The organism is Occallatibacter sp. (genome assembly GCF_049582745.1).
Lineage (GTDB): Bacteria > Acidobacteriota > Terriglobia > Terriglobales > Acidobacteriaceae > Telmatobacter.
Genome location: NZ_JBAUUO010000019.1, coordinates 21,260 through 39,041 on the forward strand (window position 1 = coordinate 21,260; position 17,782 = coordinate 39,041).

Here is a 17,782-nt window from a genome sequence, read left to right on the forward strand (position 1 = left end):
GTGGCACGCTATGCCGAGCCCATGGCCCGGCTCATCGACGAATTGAAGAAGCTCCCCGGGGTGGGAACCAAGACTGCCCAGCGCTTCGCCTTTCACATCCTGCGCTCCAGCGACGACGACGCCTCGGCTTTGGCCGAGGCCGTGCGCGGGCTCAAGGCCAGCCTGCGGCTGTGTTCGGTTTGCAATAACATTACCGATGTCGATCCCTGCGCCTACTGTGCCAGTCCCACGCGCAACCAGCGGCTGATCTGCGTTGTGGAGGAGCCAACCAACATCGATGCAATCGAACGGTCACGCTACAGCGGCGTCTACCATGTGCTGCACGGAACGCTGTCTCCGCTTCATGGCGTGGGCCCCGATCAGTTGCGCGGCCGCGGCCTCGTGGAGCGCGTGGAGCGCGGCGAAGTGGATGAAGTGATCGTCGCCACCAGCCCCACCCTCGAAGGCGAAGCCACGGCGAGCTGGCTGGCCGGCGCGCTACGCGAATTCAAGGTGCGCATTACGCGGATCGCCATGGGTGTCCCAGCCGGAAGCGACATTGAATATGCAGACGAGGTCACCATGACGCACGCCATTGAAGGCCGCCACGAGATGAAACCCTGATCGACTGAGGTTTTTGGTTAGCTGCGTAGCCGGGTCAACAGGTCCTGCGGGTGCACCGGCTTGGCCAGAATCTCAAATTCATAGCCCTGCGCGCGTGCCTTCTCCAGCAGATCGGCCGTCGCGGCCTGCCCTGAGAACAGCAGAATCTTGATCTTCGGCAGCAGTGCTCGAATCTTGATTGCGGCATCGATGCCGTTGAGATCGGCCATGATCACATCGGCGATCAGCATATCCGGCTCGTAGCTTGAGGCGGTTTCAAGCGCGGTCTCTCCGGAATAAACGGCCCTCGCCTGAAAACCGCTCTGATTGAGAATCATTGCCAGCGTATCGGCAATGACGCGCTCGTCATCTACCACTAGAACTTTGGGTTTAACGTGATTATCGGGCATATACTCCTGGTCGCCATAGGGAATGGCGCAAAAGCCTTTCAGTCGAGCGCGCCGCACAGCGAAGCCGAAAAGCACCGCTTACGGTACGATCAGCTCGGTAAACACCTGGTTAGGATAACACCTGCGGAAAAGACAACGAGCAACCCCCTGGGGCCCGGCTCTCCAGTTTACGGATGCTTCCGGGCTTGCGCAAGATGGATGCTATTTCTCAAGATTTGCACTATCCCTTTGACGCTCCCCGGACGGGGGTAGTGCCCGATTCGATCCGATTTGCTTTGGAAAACCGTCACCTCGCGGCATGCCACAGGTTCCATAGGACTGCGTTACTCTAAATCGGCGGATACTTCCCCTCCCGGCAGAAATTCATCGGGAAGCAACGCGAGCGTCATAAGCTTCTGAAACACCAGTCCCCCGCCTGATTTCCCGGCGAATCTTAAGGCGAAGAGGCACGCATGCAGCCTGCAGGCATCCAGAACGAGGCCCTGAACCCTGCCCCAGACGCGGCGAGTCGTCCCAATGGCGAATCCACTCCCCGCGCCGGGGAAGCAATCATTCGCGCGGAAAAGATCGAGAAGTATTATGCGCAGCCCAGCCAGAATCGCATCCAGGTTATTTCGCCCACCGACCTGACCATCGTTCCCGGAGAGATCGTAGCCCTGCTCGGCCCCTCCGGTTCGGGCAAGTCCACCATGCTGCGCATGCTTTCCGGCCTGTCGCGCCCTTCGGCCGGCCAGGTTTACTGGCACGAAAAACCGATCGCCGAGGCCGAGATCAACGTATCCATCGTTTTCCAGAGCTTCGCCCTCTTCCCCTGGCTCACCGTGCTTGAAAACGTCGAAGCCCCCCTCCAGGCGCGCGGTGCAGACCCGGAAGAGCGGCGCACGCGGAGCATGCGCATGCTCGACACCGTCGGTCTCGATGGCTTCGAATCCGCCTATCCCAAGGAGCTCTCCGGCGGCATGAAGCAGCGCGTCGGCTTTGCGCGCGCCCTCGTCGTCGAGCCCGAGGTTCTTTTCATGGACGAACCCTTCAGCGCTCTCGACGTCCTGACCGCCGAGAACCTGCGCAGCGAACTACTCGAGCTCTGGGCGAAGAAGACGATGCCCACGCGGTGCGTCTTCATCGTGACGCACAACATCGAAGAAGCCGTCCTGCTCGCCGACCGCATCATCGTTCTCGGCCGCAACCCCGGACACATCCGCACCGATTTTCGCAACCAGCTTCCGCAGCCGCGCGACCGCAAATCCGAGGCCTTCACCCAACTGGTGGACTACATCTACAAGGTGCTCACCCGGCCCGACGTCGCTCCCACCGAGGCGCCGGAACATCAGCATCCCGGCCCCCGCATCCGCGACCAGCGCCAGATGAAGTACCAGATGCTGCCCCACGCACGCCCCGGCGGCGTGGCCGGACTGCTCGAGCTCCTGCTCGACAAAGGCGGCCGCGACGACATCTATCGCCTGGCAGACGACCTTGCCTTCGAGATCGACGACCTGCTACCCATCGTCGACGCCGCGCAGTTGCTTGGCTTCCTCAAGGTGGAGGAAGGCGACGCCTCGATCACCGAGACCGGCACCGAGTTCGCCAACTCTGAAATCCTCCGGCAAAAGGAACTCTTCCGCGATGCGGCGCTCGCAAATATTCTCCTTTTGCGCCAGATTCGCCGCGCCCTCGACGCGAAGAGCGACCACACCGTCCCCGATGAATTCTTCCTCGACATGCTCGATGAACAGTTTAGCGACGAAGAGTCGCGCCGTCAGATAGAAACCGCCGTCAACTGGGGCCGCTACGCCGAGCTGTTCGATTTCGATGCCGCGCAACGCCGCTTCGTGATGCCCGATGCCCTTGAAGAAGCAGCCGATGCCGGAGGCGGTGAGTGACCCTGGAGCGCACCTTCGCGCGGTCGCTCGTCACCGTGCGCACCTGGCCCTTTGTCATCGACATGGGGGTAGGCCTTTGCGCCCTCGCGCTCTTCATGGCCATCGTGCACATGGCCGCCTATTGGATGGGCACCGCTGTCCCCACCTCTCCCATCTCTGAAAATGCGCGCTCGCTCCCGTTGTATGCCCTCTACTCCGTGATGCGCATCGCCATCGCATATGTCCTCAGCCTGGTCTTTGCCGTCGCCTACGGTTACATCGCGGCCCGCAACGCCCGCGTTGAAGCATGGATGATCGCGGTTCTCGACATCCTTCAGTCGATCCCCGTTCTCAGCTTTCTGCCGCCCGTATTGCTGGCCATGATTGCCCTGGTCCCGCATCATCAGCTCGGCATCGAACTCGGGGTCATCCTGCTCATCTTCACCGGCCAGGTCTGGAACCTTGCCTTCAGCTTCTACTCCTCAATGAAGGCCATTCCGCGCGAGATGATCGAGGCCTCGCGCATCTACCGCTACTCGGCGTGGCAGCGCTTCTGGCAGCTTGAAATGCCCTACGCCGCCATCGGCCTGGTGTGGAACTCCATCGTCTCGGTTGCCAACGGCTGGTTTGCGCTGATGGCCTGCGAGATGTTTCCACTGAACGGCATCAACTTTCAGCTTCCCGGCATCGGCAGCTACATCCAGACCGCAACCTACTCCGGAGACGTCCGCGCTTTACTCAGCGGAATTGCCGCGATCGTTCTCATCGTCGTAGCCACCGACCAGCTCATCTGGCGCCCGCTGATTGCCTGGAGCGAGAAATTCAAATTCGAGCAGACGGAGTCATCGGACCACGTCACATCGCCGATTCTCGCGCTCCTGCAACGCTCAGCCATCATCAGCACCTTGTCCGGCCGCATCTGGTCCGCCATTGAAGAGCCGATCTATCGCCGCATGGCCCGCACCCGTGAGTGCCGCGTGATACAGCCTATCGATCAGGATTCAAAGCAAGGCAAGCCTTCGATTGGTTATTGGGCCGCGGGCATCGCATTTGCGCTTGCCGTCACATGGGGAGCGATGCAGTGCGCTCTGATGCTGCGCCACATCACGCTGGCAGATCTGAAGGGATTGTTCGAGGGCGCCGCGGCAACGTTTCTTCGAGTGAATGCCGCCCTGCTGATCTCGGCGCTATGGACGGTCCCCGTGGGAGTGGCGATCGGCTTCAACCCGAAGTTGGCTAGAGTGGTGCAACCGGTGGCGCAGGTGATGGCGTCGGTTCCCGCAACGGCCTTCTACCCTATTCTGCTGATCGCGCTTTTGCGAATCGGGCAAGGCGTCGGTCTGGGATCCATGGCCCTGATGCTCCTGGGCACGCAGTGGTACATCCTGTTCAATGTGATTGCCGGAGCCATGTCCATTCCGTCGGACCTGCGCGAAGCCGCTTCACTCTACAAGTTCACTCGCTGGCAGCGCTGGACCACCCTCATTCTGCCCGGCATCTTCCCCTACCTGATCACCGGAATGGTGACGGCTTCGGGCGGCGCCTGGAACGCCTCTGTCTTCGCCGAGTACGCCAATATCCAGAACCGCACTATTCAGACGATCGGACTTGGCGCCCAGATTGACGCCGCCACCGCCGACGGCCGCTTCCCCATCCTGCTCCTCGCCACCATCATGATTTCCCTCATGGTCGTTACTATGAATCGACTCATCTGGCGCCGGCTCTATCGCCTTGCCGAAACCCGGTATAAACTTGAGGGCTAAAGAATCCACATACAGTCGCGATCGGGGGACGAAATGATTCGCGTTGGACTGATTGGTTTCGGCATGGCGGGACGCGTGTTCCATGCGCCCCTCATCTCCTCCGTCGAAGGCCTCGAACTCGCCGCCGTCGTCGAGCGCACGACAAACAAGGCCGCCGAACGCTACCCCGGCATCATCACCTATCGCTCCGTCGAAGAGTTGCTGGCCGACGCAAGCATCAAGCTGGTCGTCGTCGCCACCCCCAACAGCACCCATTTCTCCATCGCGATGCAGGCGCTTGAGGCGGCCAAAAGCGTTGTCGTTGACAAGCCTGTTGCCCTCAGCGCCGCCGAAGTCGGTCAACTCTCCGAACTGGCCGGGGGCATCGGCCTGCATTTCTTCCCATTTCATAACCGTCGTTTTGACAATGACTTCCTGACGATTCACAAACTGATACATGAACACACCCTCGGCCGCCTCGTTCACCTTGAATCGAACTTCGACCGCTGGCGTCCCGGACTCTCCACCCGCGCCTGGAAAGAAGATACCGACGAAGGCGGCATTCTCTACGATCTCGGCACGCACATCGTCGACCAGGCGCTCACACTCTTCGGCCAGCCGGCATCCGTGGGTGCAGAGATCCTTCGCGAACGCGATGGCGAAGGCTCGAACGACGCCATCACCATCCGCCTCCATTACTTGACCGGCTTCTCCGTCACCCTCGGTGCCAACTGCCTTTCCTCGCTGGCCCGTCCGCGTTTCCACCTGCGCGGCACGCGCGGCAACTTCTGGAAGTGGGGACTCGACCCGCAGGAAGACGCGTTGAATGCCATCACGAAAATCACAGACGCCAACTGGGGACAGGAGCCAGCCGATCGATGGGGCACGCTCAGCATCGACACCGACGGCAATCTGGTAACTCGGCCGGAACCCTCAGCGACCGGGGACTACCGTCTCTTCTATGCTGGCGTCCGCGACGTCCTGCTCGGCAATGCGACCGCGCCGCCCATCACTCCCACCGAGGCCTGGCGCGTGGCGCGCATTCTCGAAATGGCAAAGCAAAGCTCCAATGAATCCCGCGACATCGAGTGCGACTGGAACGGAGAGCCGGCCTGATCACCGAGGCGCTTCGGCCGCCTGCTTCTCCTCCAGCGGCACCCAGAATCGAAAGATGCTGCCATGCTCCGGATGGCTCTCGACCGCGATCCCGCCGCCGTGCACCAGCATAATCGCATGTGCAATGGCAAGCTCCATGCCTGTTCCTTTGCCCAGCCTCGCGCCTTTCTTGCCACGATCGCCAAAGTGCGCGCATTGACCGAGGCGCAGGTCAACCAGCTCATTCAGCCGCACACCGCCGCTTGCACCCTTAGCCTGCTCGGCGAACCGCGCGTCAATGTCCTAGAGCCGATCTCGCTCTCGACAATCTCTCCAAATACGTTTCCCTGGAAATGGGGGGAGGAGCAATTTCTTCCCCGCCTTTTTCCCGCTTTGTAAAAACTCTGCAGCGCGCGATTCGACAAGCCTCTCCCCGCGAAATATCATCGACTTTCACACGCTCTTACTCGATGGGTCTCGCGGATGCGCGCATCGCTCTTCATTACCTGCTACAACGACACACTCTTTCCCGAAACCGGACGCGCCGTGGTGCGTCTGCTCGAGCGGCTCGGCATCGAGCTCGACTTTCTGCCGGCGCAGACCTGCTGCGGTCAGATGCACGCCAATACCGGTTTTCGCGGCGAAGCTTTTTCGCAAGCCAAACGCTTTGTCCAGCTTTATCGCGATACGGAATGTGTCGTGATTCCCTCCTCCTCCTGCGTCGCCATGATCCGCGACCAGTACCCCGGCTTGCTTGAAGAGTTGGGAAGTGAGCAATTGCAGGAAGAATTCACGGCACTCCTGCCGCGCGTCTTCGAGTTGAGCGAGTTCCTCACCGACAAGCTCGGGCTGGACGACGTCGGCGCATATTTCCCGCATCGCGTTACCTATCACGCCAGTTGCCACGGCCTTCGCGGGCTGCATGTGGGCGATCGGCCCTTTCGCCTGCTCAGCAAAGTCGGCGAACTCGAATTGCTCCCCCTCGCCAACCTTGAACGCTGCTGCGGTTTCGGCGGAACCTTCTCCGTGAAGAACGCCGAAGTCTCCACCGCCATGCTCGATGCCAAGCTGGTCGACGTGCTCGCCACCGGCGCGGACTATTGCACCGCCCTCGACAACAGTTGCCTAATGCACCTCGGCGGCGCGCTGCATCGGCAAAAGAAAAGTATTCAGACCATCCACATTGCGGGAATTCTCGCCAGCACGGCGCAGCATCCGCACGAGGCCGGCCAGTGAGGACGTCCACGCACAATCACCCCATCATGGACCCGTGCATTGCGCCTCCGTTTCCCACTGCGGCGCTTCCGATCCTTCAGAACACCCAACTCCGCGCCAACGTCGCCCACGCCACCGACATTATTCAGGCCAAGCGCGACAAACTTGTTCGCGAAAAGACCGACTGGCAGCAACTGCGGACATCGGCTTCTGCCATCCGCGCCCATGTGCTTGCGAACCTCGGCCACTATCTCGAGCAGTTCGAATCGAGCTGCACCGCAGCAGGTGGGACCGTTCACTGGGCAACCGACGCCGCAGAAGCGCGTGCCATCCTTCTTCGAATCCTGCGTGAAGAGAACGCCAGTGAGGTCATCAAAATCAAGACTATGACCTCCGCTGAAATCCAGCTCAACCCCGCGCTCCAGGCCGCAGGCATTGCGGCTATCGAGACTGACCTCGCGGAACTGATTCTGCAACTCGGCGACGACGAACCCTCGCACATCGTGGTGCCCGCGCTGCACGTCAATCGCCGCCAAGTGCGCGAAATCTTTGCCGAGCGCATGGGCCTGCCCCAGCTTTCCGACGATCCCCAGGCCCTCACCGCGGCGGCCCGCACTTATCTGCGCAGGAAGTTCCTCAGCGTCCCCACAGCCATCAGCGGCGCAAACTTCCTCGTCGCTGAAAACGGTTCGGTCGCAATCGTCGAATCCGAAGGCAACGGCCGCATGTGCCTCACCTTGCCCCGCACGCTCATCGCGCTTGCCGGCATTGAAAAACTTTTGCCGCGATTCGCCGATCTTGAAGTGATGTTGCAGGTCCTGGCGCGTTCCGCCACCGGCGAGCGCATGAACCCGTACACATCGCTCTGGTCGGGTGTGGTGCCCGGGGATGGACCGCAACGCTTTCACGTCGTACTCCTCGATAACGGCCGCTCCCGCATTCTCGGGCGGAAAGTGGAGCGGCAAACCCTGCAATGCATTCGCTGCGCCGCCTGCCTCAACACCTGCCCCGTCTATCGTCAAACTGGCGGACACGCCTATGGCTCCCCCTATGCCGGCCCCATTGGCGCAATTCTCACTCCCCAGCTTCAGCAGATGCAGCACGCGCAATCTCTGCCTTACGCGTCGTCGCTCTGCGGAGCCTGCTACGAGGTTTGCCCCGTCAAAATCAACATCCCTGAAGTTCTCATCGAACTCCGCGCGCAAGTCGTAAACCAGCAGCGCGCGCAGAGCGGCCGCTGGTTCGATCCAATGTTCCTCGGCATGAAGGGCGCGGATTTCGCTTTTGGCAACGCATCGCGTTTCCAGTTCGCACAGCGCCTCGGACGCATCAGCCTGCGCGTATTCACCGCTCGCGATGGCTGGATCCATCACCTTCCCTCTCTCGGTGCCCGCTGGACCCTCTCGCGCGATCTCCGCGCACTTCCGAAACAGACCTTCCGCGAATGGTGGGCAGCACGCGAGCCCGTCCGAAAGCAGGCCGGCCAATGACCACGCCCTCTGCGCGCCAGGCAATCCTCGATCGCGTTCGCGCCGCCACACGCGCCGATGCGAACGCCTACGCCGACATTCCGCGAAACTACACGCGCCGCGGCACGCTCGATACGTCAGCCCGTCTCCGCCTGATGACCGAGCGCCTGCTCGAATATGGTGCCGAAGTCGTCGAATCCTCTACCGCCGATCTTTCCGCGATCATCGCAAGTCAACTTCAGTCCAGTGGCCGCCAAACCTTCGTAGCGCCAATCGCCACTCCCTCCGATTGGCTGGCTCCCAACATCCACTGGAAACTCGACAACGATCTCTCCTTCGACCAGATCGAGCGCTGTGACGGCGTTCTCACAGCCTCCTTCGCGGGTGTCGCAGATTCAGGCACGATTGTCCTCCACCACTTGTCCACTGAAGGTCGCCGCGTTCTCACCCTGCTACCCGACTTCCACCTCTGCATCCTCCGCGCCTCCGACGTCGTCGAAACCTTGCCCGAATACTTCGCCCGGTTCACCGTCGCACCGCGTCTCGCCACCTACATTTCCGGTCCCAGCGCCACCGCCGACATCGAGATGACCCGTATCAAGGGCGTTCACGGACCCCGCTTCCTCAGCGTGATCATCGTCCGCGACGATCTCTAGCCGCGCCGCCTGCCCGGTTCCAGCGCTACACTTGCAAAGCAGAGGCAGCCATGAGTCCATCCGATTCCGCTCTCTTCGAAACTGCGGCACACATCCTCGACCGCTTCCAAATTGAAATCCCTTCCTGGGGATTCGCCAACACCGGCACGCGCTTCGGCAAGTTTGTTCAGGCTGGCGCCGCATCCACGCTTGAAGAGAAATTCAAGGATGCCGCCGAAGTGCATCGCCTCACGGGAGCCACTCCCACGCTGGCCCTCCACGTGTTGTGGGATCTGCCCGGCGGACTTGCGGATGTGGAGCAGGTTCAGGCGCTCGAGCGCCCCACCGGCATCCGCGCAGGTTCCATCAATCCCAACCTCTTTCAGGATCAGCAATACAAGTTCGGCTCGCTCTGCAATCCCTCTGAAGAAGTCCGCGCAAACGCACTGCGTCACATTCTCGATTCCATCGAAATTGCACGCCACCTGCATGCGCGCGATATTTCCCTCTGGCTCGCCGACGGCTCCAACTACCCCGGCACGCAGTCCATCTGGCGCCGCATCGAGTGGCTCCAGGAAGCTCTTTGCGCCGCGCACCAGCATCTCGATCCCGATCAGCGTCTTCTCATCGAATACAAACCCTTCGAGCCCGCCTTTTACCACACCGACATTGCCGACTGGGGCATGTCGTCGCACCTCTGCCGCACCGCTGGGCCGCAGGCTTTCGTGCTTGTCGATACAGGCCACCACTACCTCTCGCAGAACATCGAGCAGATTGTTGCCTGGCTCCTGCATCTGAATCTTCTGGGCGGATTCCACTTCAACGACCGCCGCTACGCAGACGACGATCTTACCCTCGGCTCCATCGACCCTTACCAGGTCTTCCGCATCTTTCATGAGTTGCATTACAGCCAGTCCGAAACGCCAGACCGCGGAGCGGCCGCGTTCATGATCGACCAGAGCCATAACCTCAAAGGCAAGATCGAGGCCATGGTGCAGACCGTCGCCACCGCGCAGGAATTGTGGCTCAAGGCGGCGCTCATCGATCGCGAACAACTTGAAGCCCTGCAACAGTCCTGCGACCTTGTCGCGGCAGAGGAACTCTTCCGCGGCGCATTCTGGCGTGACGTTCGCCCCCTGCTTGCTTTATGGCGCGAGTCCCGCGGGCTCGCCGCCGACCCGCTCACCGCGCTCCGCGAAGACGGTTATGTCGAACGCATCACGCGCGAGCGCGCCTGCAGGCAGTCGACTGTCGGCAGCTACGCATGACCTCGTACGTTCGGCGGTAAAATTGAACCCGGGCAGTTCGATGAATTCCCGTATGGTGGTGCACTATGTCGCAGGCAACTCTCGCAACCGCAACTCTCCGCTTCCTCGAAGACCGCTGGGACGCCGCCGTCGCCGCTTCGCTGGACGAGCCCGAACTTCTGCGCTATCGCTCGAACCTGCTCGGCGCGGACCTGCGCATCACCAACTTCGCCGGCGGCAACACCAGTTCCAAGGTCACTGAGACCGACCCCCTCACGGGCGAACCGGTTGAAGTCATCTGGGTCAAGGGCTCGGGCGGCGACCTCGGCAGCATCAAGCGCACCGGCTTCGCCACCCTCTACCAGGAAAAGCTGCTTGCGCTCGAGCGCAGCTACAAAGGCGTCGACACCGAAGACGACATGGTGGCGATGTATCCCATGTGCGCCTTTCGCAACAACCCCGTCGCTGCGTCCATCGATACGCCGCTGCATGGCTTCCTTCCCTTCCCGCACGTCGATCACCTTCATCCAGACTGGGGCATCGCACTTGCCGCGTCTGCCAACGGCAAGACAAAGATGGAGGAGTTCAATCGCGAGTTCAACCACACGCTGATCTGGATTCCGTGGCAGCGCCCCGGCTTTGAGCTTGGCCTCATGATGCGTGATGCCCTCCGCGCCAATCCCGGCTGCGATGGCATCGTCCTCGGCGGCCACGGCCTCTTCACCTGGGGCCAGACGCAACGCGAGTGCTACCTGAACACCCTCACCATCATCGATCAGATCGGCCAGTTCATCGCGCGCCACGGGGAGACGAAAGGGTCAGTTCGATTTGGTGGCGAAGCCGTTCCCTCGCGCAACGATCGCCACGCACTCGCCATCGAGGTTGCGCCGTATCTTCGCGGTCGCGTGAGCTCACAGCATTGCTGGATTTCCAGCTTCACCGACGCGCCCGACGCCCTCCAGTTCGTCAATTCGGCAGAAGCCGAAGAGCTCGCCTACCTCGGCACCAGTTGCCCCGACCACTTCATTCGCACCAAGATTCGACCCATGTTCGTCCCCTGGCCGAAGAACGGCAGCGTAGCCGATCTCAAGGCGCAGATCGATCGTTCGCTTACCGAATATCGCGAACAGTACTGCACCTACTACCACTACTTCGCTACGCCCGATTCGCCCTCGCTTCGCGATCCCAGCCCCACCGTCGTCCTCATCCCTGGCCTCGGCATGTTCAGCTTCGGAAAAAACAAAACCGAAGCCCGCATCGTCGGCGAGTTCTACACCAACGCCATTCACGTCATTGAGGGGGCAACTCTCCTCTCCGAAGGCGCTTTCTCCGGCACTCTTCCCCAATGTGGTGAAGGCATGGAGCCATCGAGCTTCAAGACCTTCAGCAACTATGTCGCGCTCCCGCCCATCGAAGCTTTCCGCATCGAATACTGGGCCATGGAAGAGGCTAAGCTGCGCCGCCAGCCTCCCGAGAAAGAACTCAGCCGGCGCATCGCTCTGATCGTTGGCGCAGGCAGCGGCATCGGCCGCGAAGTTGCGCACCTGGCCGCCGCGCGCGGCGCGCACGTCATGATCGCCGACTACGATGGTGCCGCCGCCACCCGCGTCGCAGACGAGCTCGCGCACATCACGCAGAAGGAATTTGTCGCCATCACCGCGGTCGACATCCGCAGCCGCGATGCCATCCACGACGCGATCCGCGCCACCATCGCCGCCTTCGGCGGCATCGACATCCTCATCAACACCGCGGCGCTGTTCCCGTCATCGCCCGATGGGAAAATCGGAGACGATCTCTGGTCCGCGACGCTGAACATCAACGTCACCGCCAACTACATCCTTGCCGACGAGGCGGCTAAAATCTTCGCCGAGCAGAATCTCGACGGCTCTATCGTGCTCACTAGTTCGGCAAACGCCGTGGTGCCCAAGCGAGGCAGCGAAGCCTATGACGTCAGCAAGGCCGCTCTCTCGCATCTTGTTCGCGAACTCGCCGTATCGCTTGCCCCCAAAGTTCGCGTGAATGCCGTCAGTCCCGCGACCGTTGTCAAAAGCAGCACCATGTTTCCGCGCGACCGCGTCCGCGCTTCGCTCACCAAGTACAACATTCACTTCGATGATTCCAAATCCGACGATGAATTGCGTGCGCTGCTCGCGGGCTACTATGCTCAGCGAACACTTACCCATCGACCCATCGATCCGGCTGACTGCGCCGAAGCCATTCTTTTCCTCGCCGGCCCCAAGTCACATTGCACCACTGGACACATCTTTCCCGTCGACGGTGGTTTGGCCGAGGCATTTCTGCGGTGATCTCGGGCGAAATGCCGCGCATCGATGACCGCCGCGCCCGCATCGCCATCGACCTCGGTGCGGAAAGCTGCCGCGTCTCACTCCTTCGTTGGATCGATGACCGTCCCGAGATCAGCGAAGTCCATCGCATCCCCAACGGCCCGGTCCCCCACGGCTCGTCACTCGACTGGCCTCTCGGCAATATTCTCTCTGGAATCGAAGGAGGACTGCGCAAAGCCGCGACCGAGGCCCCGGAAGGTGTTGCCTCCATCGCCGTCGATGGCTGGGCCGTCGACTACGTTCGCCTCGATCCCGCCGGACATCCGCTCCACGATCCATTCTGTTATCGCGATGAGCGAACCGTAGCAGAAAAACAGAAGGCGGACGCCGTTCTACCACCCGCGGAAGCCTTTCGCCGCACCGGCGCGCAGCCGCTCCGCATCAACACCATCTACCAGCTTCTCGCCGATCCCGTAAGCGAACAGCATGCTCCCTGGCTCTGCCTGCCCGAGTATGTCCTGCACTGGCTTGGCGCGCCGCGCGTTGCGGAATACACCAACGCCACCCATAGCGGCCTGGTCGATCTCGCCACCGGCAACTGGGCGCGCGACATCTTCGCCATGCTCGGTCTGCCCGTCGAAGCCGCGCCTCGCATCGTTCATCCCGGCACGCGACTCTGTCGCCTGCAGGGTCCGCTGTCTACGCTAGCGGCCTTCCGCGATACCGAACTCATCGCTCCCGCATGCCACGACACCGCGTCCGCCATCGCCGGCATTCCTGCGGAGTTGGATTCAACCGCATACATCTGTTCCGGAACTTGGTCGCTGATCGGCACGCTTGTTTCCGAACCCATCGCTACCCCTCAGGCCCTCGCTGCCCGCTACACCAACCAGGGCGCGGCCGCCGGGGGATTCTGCTTCCACACGAATGTCAATGGCATGTGGCTCCTCAAGCAGTGCATGGAGCATTGGGCAAGCGCCGGCCGCAATCTCACCATCGCCGATCTCGTCGCACAAGCCGCTGCCTGCGCGCCCACTCAAATCATCAATGTCGATGCCGAGCCACTGCTCCTCGCTGAAGAAATGCCTGCGCGCATCAACGAACAACTAGCTGCTGCCGGCCATCCTCCCATCCCGGACGTTCCCGGCAACGAGCCGCTGTTTGCGTGTCTTATCTTTGAAAGCCTCGCCGCGCGCTACGCCAGGGCAATCGCCGACCTCGAACAGATGCTCCAGCGAAAACTCACCCGCATCCACATCATCGGAGGCGCCAGCCGCAACCGCCTTCTCGCCGATCTCACAGCGCGGCGCACCGGCCTTCCTGTCGATTGCGGACATCCCGAGAGCTCCACCGTCGGCAACTTCGCCGTGCAGTTGGCCTCAAGCGAGACGCCGGGCAGCCCGATCACACCAGACAAGCTCCGCCACTGGGCACGCCTGCTCTCAAGCGCTGAAATGCCAACTCAATAAACTAAGCCATAACTGGAAGTCAGGTATCTGGCCCTGACTTTAAAACTTTAGTGGTATTTGCGTTCTCCAGAATCCGTACTAACTTCAGTACACAAATCCTTTCTTGCGAACCAAAGCAGGCCAGATTCGGGGAGGCCCCGCAGTGCTGCGGCCGCACTCAACCCAGGGGCTGCACAGTCCCTTTTCCCGTCAATTCCTCCACACGCTCCACCCAGCACCGATCCGCCGCTACGCTCATCTGCTCCGGTTCAAGTATCACTTGAAATTCTCCCTTCTTCTCAAGGAAAATCATGACCTTGCCGGGGCCGGGTGCAGCGTCGGCGGCGCTCTTCACGCTTGCCATAAGCTCCTCTGTCGCCCGGTCGAGACTGATGCGGATCCGTACTCCCGTGGGCAGCTTCACCTGCACTGCTTCCAGCGATTGGATGTTGCTCACTGAAATCTTCGGAGCCGAATCCTCGTCGCCCATCAGCGTGCCGCGCACCAGCACCGGCGCCTCAATCCTCCACTGCTCCGAGAGTCGCTCATAATCACGGGAGAAAGAAATCAATTCGATCTTCCCGGTTGCGTCTTCAAGCGATCCGACAGCATAGAGTTTTCCATCCCGCTTGCCCTTCTGCACCCTGATGCCCTGAATGATGCCCGCCACCTGGATATCGTCTGCCGGGTCCGCATCCTTGCCCCAACGCCGCTCGGCAGGCCTGCGCTCCAGTGCTTCCGCGGTCGAAATCACGCCGGTAAGATTCTTGATCTTGTCTGCATACTTGTCCAGCGGGTGGCCGGAGACAAAGAACCCCAGCACTTCCTTTTCGTTCGCGAGCCGCTCACCCTCTTCCCAGTCCGGCACGTTGGGCAGATCGTCGCCGCGCCTCCCATGCGCGGGTTCCTCGTTGAACAATCCGAACAGGCCCGCCTGCCCCTGCGCTGCATCCTTCTGCGCTTTCTGCGCGCGCTCCATGGCCTTGTCGATCGCGGCAAACAGCGGCGCACGCTTGCCCAGCGAATCCAGCGCGCCGGCCTTGATGAGCGACTCGATCACCCGCTTGTTCATCACGCGCAGGTCAACCTTCTCGCAAAACTCCCAGAATGTCTTGAAGCGCCCCCCGGCCTCCGCGCGCGCCTTCGTGATCGATTCAATCGCATTGCCGCCGACGTTCTTCACCGCCGCCAGTCCAAACCGAATCGCCGCCTCCCCATGGGGCGTAAACTGCGCGCCGCTGACCTGCACATCCGGCGGCTCGACGCTGATGTTCATTTCCCTGCACTCGCCGATGTACTTTACGATGTTTTCCGGCTTCGATGTTTCGCTCGTCAGCAGCGCCGCCATAAACTCCACCGGATAATGCGTCTTCAAATACGCCGTCTGGTACGCCACCAGCGCATACGCCGCCGAGTGAGATTTGTTGAATCCGTACTCTGAGAACTTCGCCATCTTCTCAAACAAATCTTCTAACAGATTCTTCGGATGTCCCAGCTTCGCCGCGCCATTCATAAAGCGATCGCGCATCTCCGCCATCTGTTTCTGATCCTTCTTCCCCATCGCGCGCCGCAGCAGGTCGGCCTCGCCCAGGCTGAAGCTCGCCAAGACCTGCGCAATCCGCATCACCTGCTCCTGGTAGACGATCACACCCAGCGAGTCCTTCAGAATTTCCTCGAGTTCCGGCAGCAGAAACTCCACCTCGCGCCGTCCCCACTTGCGCTCGATAAAGTCGTCGATCATGTTCATCGGGCCCGGCCGGTACAGCGCATTCAACGCCGTCAGTTCTTCCACCGTGTCCGGCTTGTAACGCCGCAGAATGTCGCGCATCCCACTTGACTCAAACTGGAAGATCCCCGACGTCAGCGCGGTGTGAAACACACGCTTGAAGGTTTCGGGATCATCCCCCGGAACCATATCGATGTCGATCTTCTCCCCGCGATTCAGTTCGATCAGCTTCAGGCAATCGGTAATCACCGTTAGCGTTGCGAGACCCAGGAAGTCCATCTTCAGCAGGCCCATTTTCTCGACAGACTTCATGTCGTAGGCCGTCACGATTTCATCGTTCTTGGTGCGGTTCAGCGGCACCAGTTCCGTCAGCGGACGCGGCGCAATCACCACCGCCGAAGCATGCACGCCGGCCCCGCGCACCAACCCCTCCAGCTTCTTCGCCGTATCAATCAGTTCGCGCACCTGCTTGTCGTTGTCATACGCCTTGCGCAGATCGGGCGACTCCTCCAGCGCCCTCTCCAGCGTCATTCCCACGGTCGGCGGAACCAGCTTCGCAATCCGATCCACGTCGCCATACGGCATATCCATCGCGCGCCCGCAGTCCTTGATCGAAGCCTTCGCCGCCATGGTGTTGAACGTGATGATCTGCGCCACCTGCTCGCGTCCATACTTCCGCGTCACATAATCGATTACCTCGCCGCGCCGGTTCTGGCAGAAGTCCACGTCAATATCCGGCATCGTCACGCGCTCCGGATTCAGGAAGCGCTCGAACAGCAGCACGTTCTGCATGGGATCGATGTTCGTAATCTCCATCGCATACGCCACCAGCGATCCGGTTGCCGAGCCGCGCCCCGGGCCGACGGGAATGCCGTTGTCGCGCGCGTACTTGATGAAGTCCCACACGATCAGGAAGTACCCCGAGTACTTCATCTGCTTGATAATGTCGATCTCGAAATTCAGGCGCGCTTTATACTCGTGCGTGGGCGAACGGCGCACCCCGCGCAACTCCAGTTGGCGAACGGCCGTCTCCAGCCGCTTCTTTAAGCCCTCGCGGCACACTTCTTCGAAATAGCTATCGATGGTGTGTTCCGCCGGAACCGCAAACTCGGGAAACGGATTGTCCACGGCGTGCAGTTTGAAGTTGCACCGCTCCGCAATCTCCATCGTTGTCGCGGTCACGCCGGGCGAGTCGGGAAAAATGCGCCCCATCTCGTCCGCGGACTTCACGAAGAATTGATCGGAATCGAAGCGAAAGCGCTCGGCATCATGAATCTTCGAGCCGGTCTGAACGCAGAGCATCACGTCGTGCGCATGCGAGTCTTCCCCGCACAGATAGTGCGAGTCATTCGTGAGCACCAGCGGGATGTCCAGTTCCTTTTCAAGCCGAAACAGATCCGCCTGAATCTTCTTCTCCTGCTCCAGCCCCTGGTCCTGGATCTCAAGATAGAAGTTCCCGCGTCCGAAGATGTCCTGGTACTGCATGGCCGTGCCCTTGGCCTTCTCGTAGTGACCGGCCATCAGCTCTTCGCACAGCTCGCCGCTGAGGCAACCGGAGAAGCCGATCAGCCCCTTGGAATTGTCCGCAAGGAACTTCTTGCTGACGCGCGGCTTGCGATAGAACCCATGCAGGCTGGCCTCGCTCGTCAGCCGGATCAGATTGCGATACCCCTCTTCGCTCTCCGCCAGCACCAGCAGGTGGTTGTTGGTGTCATTCGGGGTATCGGCGCGATGGTCGGCCGCCTTGCACACGTACAATTCGCATCCCAGGATCGGCTTAATCCCCTTCGCCTTGGCCGCGTTGAAAAAATGAACCGCGCCGTAAATATTTCCGTGGTCCGTCATCGCGACAGACTTCTGCCCCAGCGCCGCCACTCGGTCAATCAGCTTGTGAATGTCGCAAGCCCCGTCCAGCAGCGAATACTCCGTGTGCAAATGAAGGTGAGTGAATTCAGACATGGCCTGCCTTTGATTTTAGTCGGCCTATGTAAATGGGAAAACGCCACTGGCGGCTGGAGCCATATCTACTGAGGAAAAGCCGTACAAAAATCGGAATCAACCACGAAATC

14 protein-coding genes are annotated in these 17,782 nt (G+C 60.9%); 11 read left to right on the forward strand and 3 right to left on the reverse strand.

The window, feature by feature from the left end:
• Nucleotides 1–603: a recombination mediator RecR gene (gene recR, locus WCA10_RS02625; protein ID WP_472820932.1), complete on the forward strand. Its 603-nt coding sequence runs from the start codon at nucleotides 1–3 to the stop codon at nucleotides 601–603.
• Nucleotides 604–620: 17 nt separating this feature from the next.
• Here recR and WCA10_RS02630 read toward each other — a convergent pair whose 3' ends face one another.
• Nucleotides 621–992: a response regulator gene (locus WCA10_RS02630; protein ID WP_472820933.1), complete on the reverse strand. Its 372-nt coding sequence runs from the start codon at nucleotides 990–992 to the stop codon at nucleotides 621–623.
• 452 nt (nucleotides 993–1,444) lie between these two features.
• Here WCA10_RS02630 and WCA10_RS02635 point away from each other — a divergent pair, with 452 nt between their 5' ends.
• Genes WCA10_RS02635 through WCA10_RS02645 form a run of 3 tightly spaced genes read left to right on the forward strand, consistent with a single transcriptional unit; the run spans nucleotide 1,445 to nucleotide 5,709 of the window.
• Complete coding sequence (locus WCA10_RS02635; protein ID WP_472820934.1) at nucleotides 1,445–2,872, forward strand: ABC transporter ATP-binding protein; 1,428 nt, start codon at nucleotides 1,445–1,447, stop codon at nucleotides 2,870–2,872.
• On the forward strand, nucleotides 2,869–4,614 hold the full coding sequence (locus WCA10_RS02640) for an ABC transporter permease (protein WP_472820935.1): 1,746 nt from the start codon (nucleotides 2,869–2,871) through the stop codon (nucleotides 4,612–4,614). The genes WCA10_RS02635 and WCA10_RS02640 overlap by 4 nt, the downstream gene beginning before the upstream one ends.
• A 33-nt stretch (nucleotides 4,615–4,647) precedes the next feature.
• Entirely contained in the window at nucleotides 4,648–5,709 is a 1,062-nt protein-coding gene (locus WCA10_RS02645) for a Gfo/Idh/MocA family oxidoreductase (protein WP_472820936.1), read from the forward strand.
• Here the strand turns inward: WCA10_RS02645 and WCA10_RS02650 are convergent, their stop codons facing one another.
• Nucleotides 5,710–5,937, reverse strand: a complete 228-nt coding sequence (locus WCA10_RS02650; RefSeq protein WP_472820962.1) for an ATP-binding protein — start codon at nucleotides 5,935–5,937, stop codon at nucleotides 5,710–5,712.
• Between WCA10_RS02650 and WCA10_RS02655 the strand changes: the two genes are divergently transcribed.
• The 7 genes from WCA10_RS02655 (at nucleotide 5,827) to WCA10_RS02685 (ending at nucleotide 14,008) form a co-directional block, all read left to right on the forward strand.
• On the forward strand, nucleotides 5,827–6,087 hold the full coding sequence (locus WCA10_RS02655; protein ID WP_472820937.1) for a potassium-transporting ATPase subunit C: 261 nt from the start codon (nucleotides 5,827–5,829) through the stop codon (nucleotides 6,085–6,087). The genes WCA10_RS02650 and WCA10_RS02655 overlap by 111 nt on opposite strands.
• Before the next feature lie 84 nt (nucleotides 6,088–6,171).
• Nucleotides 6,172–6,924 carry a (Fe-S)-binding protein gene (locus WCA10_RS02660; protein WP_472820938.1) on the forward strand — a complete coding sequence of 251 codons (753 nt, stop codon included), beginning with the start codon at nucleotides 6,172–6,174 and terminating at the stop codon, nucleotides 6,922–6,924.
• Complete coding sequence (locus tag WCA10_RS02665; protein ID WP_472820939.1) at nucleotides 6,921–8,393, forward strand: lactate utilization protein B; 1,473 nt, start codon at nucleotides 6,921–6,923, stop codon at nucleotides 8,391–8,393. The genes WCA10_RS02660 and WCA10_RS02665 overlap by 4 nt, the downstream gene beginning before the upstream one ends.
• On the forward strand, nucleotides 8,390–9,028 hold the full coding sequence (locus WCA10_RS02670; RefSeq protein ID WP_472820940.1) for a LutC/YkgG family protein: 639 nt from the start codon (nucleotides 8,390–8,392) through the stop codon (nucleotides 9,026–9,028). Before WCA10_RS02665 ends, WCA10_RS02670 begins: the two co-directional genes overlap by 4 nt.
• 50 nt (nucleotides 9,029–9,078) lie before the next feature.
• Nucleotides 9,079–10,275: a sugar isomerase gene (locus WCA10_RS02675; protein WP_472820941.1), complete on the forward strand. Its 1,197-nt coding sequence runs from the start codon at nucleotides 9,079–9,081 to the stop codon at nucleotides 10,273–10,275.
• 65 nt (nucleotides 10,276–10,340) lie between these two features.
• Complete coding sequence (locus tag WCA10_RS02680) at nucleotides 10,341–12,560, forward strand: bifunctional rhamnulose-1-phosphate aldolase/short-chain dehydrogenase (protein ID WP_472820942.1); 2,220 nt, start codon at nucleotides 10,341–10,343, stop codon at nucleotides 12,558–12,560.
• An 11-nt stretch (nucleotides 12,561–12,571) separates the two neighbouring features.
• Complete coding sequence (locus WCA10_RS02685) at nucleotides 12,572–14,008, forward strand: rhamnulokinase (RefSeq protein WP_472820943.1); 1,437 nt, start codon at nucleotides 12,572–12,574, stop codon at nucleotides 14,006–14,008.
• A 157-nt stretch (nucleotides 14,009–14,165) separates the two neighbouring features.
• Here the strand turns inward: WCA10_RS02685 and dnaE are convergent, their stop codons facing one another.
• On the reverse strand, nucleotides 14,166–17,672 hold the full coding sequence (dnaE, locus tag WCA10_RS02690) for a DNA polymerase III subunit alpha (protein ID WP_472820944.1): 3,507 nt from the start codon (nucleotides 17,670–17,672) through the stop codon (nucleotides 14,166–14,168).
• Between the last annotated feature and the right edge of the window lie 110 nt (nucleotides 17,673–17,782).

What these genes read in the sequence shown, in the direction of transcription:
- WCA10_RS02645 (WP_472820936.1), top strand. Translation starts at nt 4,648, where the DNA reads ATGATTCGCGTTGGACTGATTGGTTTCGGCATGGCGGGACGCGTGTTC.
- WCA10_RS02685 (WP_472820943.1), top strand. Translation starts at nt 12,572, where the DNA reads ATGCCGCGCATCGATGACCGCCGCGCCCGCATCGCCATCGACCTCGGT.
- WCA10_RS02680 (WP_472820942.1), top strand. Translation starts at nt 10,341, where the DNA reads ATGTCGCAGGCAACTCTCGCAACCGCAACTCTCCGCTTCCTCGAAGAC.
- WCA10_RS02655 (WP_472820937.1), top strand. Translation starts at nt 5,827, where the DNA reads ATGTGCAATGGCAAGCTCCATGCCTGTTCCTTTGCCCAGCCTCGCGCC.
- WCA10_RS02660 (WP_472820938.1), top strand. Translation starts at nt 6,172, where the DNA reads ATGCGCGCATCGCTCTTCATTACCTGCTACAACGACACACTCTTTCCC.
- dnaE (WP_472820944.1), bottom strand. Translation starts at nt 17,672, where the DNA reads ATGTCTGAATTCACTCACCTTCATTTGCACACGGAGTATTCGCTGCTG.
- WCA10_RS02630 (WP_472820933.1), bottom strand. Translation starts at nt 992, where the DNA reads ATGCCCGATAATCACGTTAAACCCAAAGTTCTAGTGGTAGATGACGAG.
- WCA10_RS02635 (WP_472820934.1), top strand. Translation starts at nt 1,445, where the DNA reads ATGCAGCCTGCAGGCATCCAGAACGAGGCCCTGAACCCTGCCCCAGAC.
- WCA10_RS02670 (WP_472820940.1), top strand. Translation starts at nt 8,390, where the DNA reads ATGACCACGCCCTCTGCGCGCCAGGCAATCCTCGATCGCGTTCGCGCC.
- WCA10_RS02675 (WP_472820941.1), top strand. Translation starts at nt 9,079, where the DNA reads ATGAGTCCATCCGATTCCGCTCTCTTCGAAACTGCGGCACACATCCTC.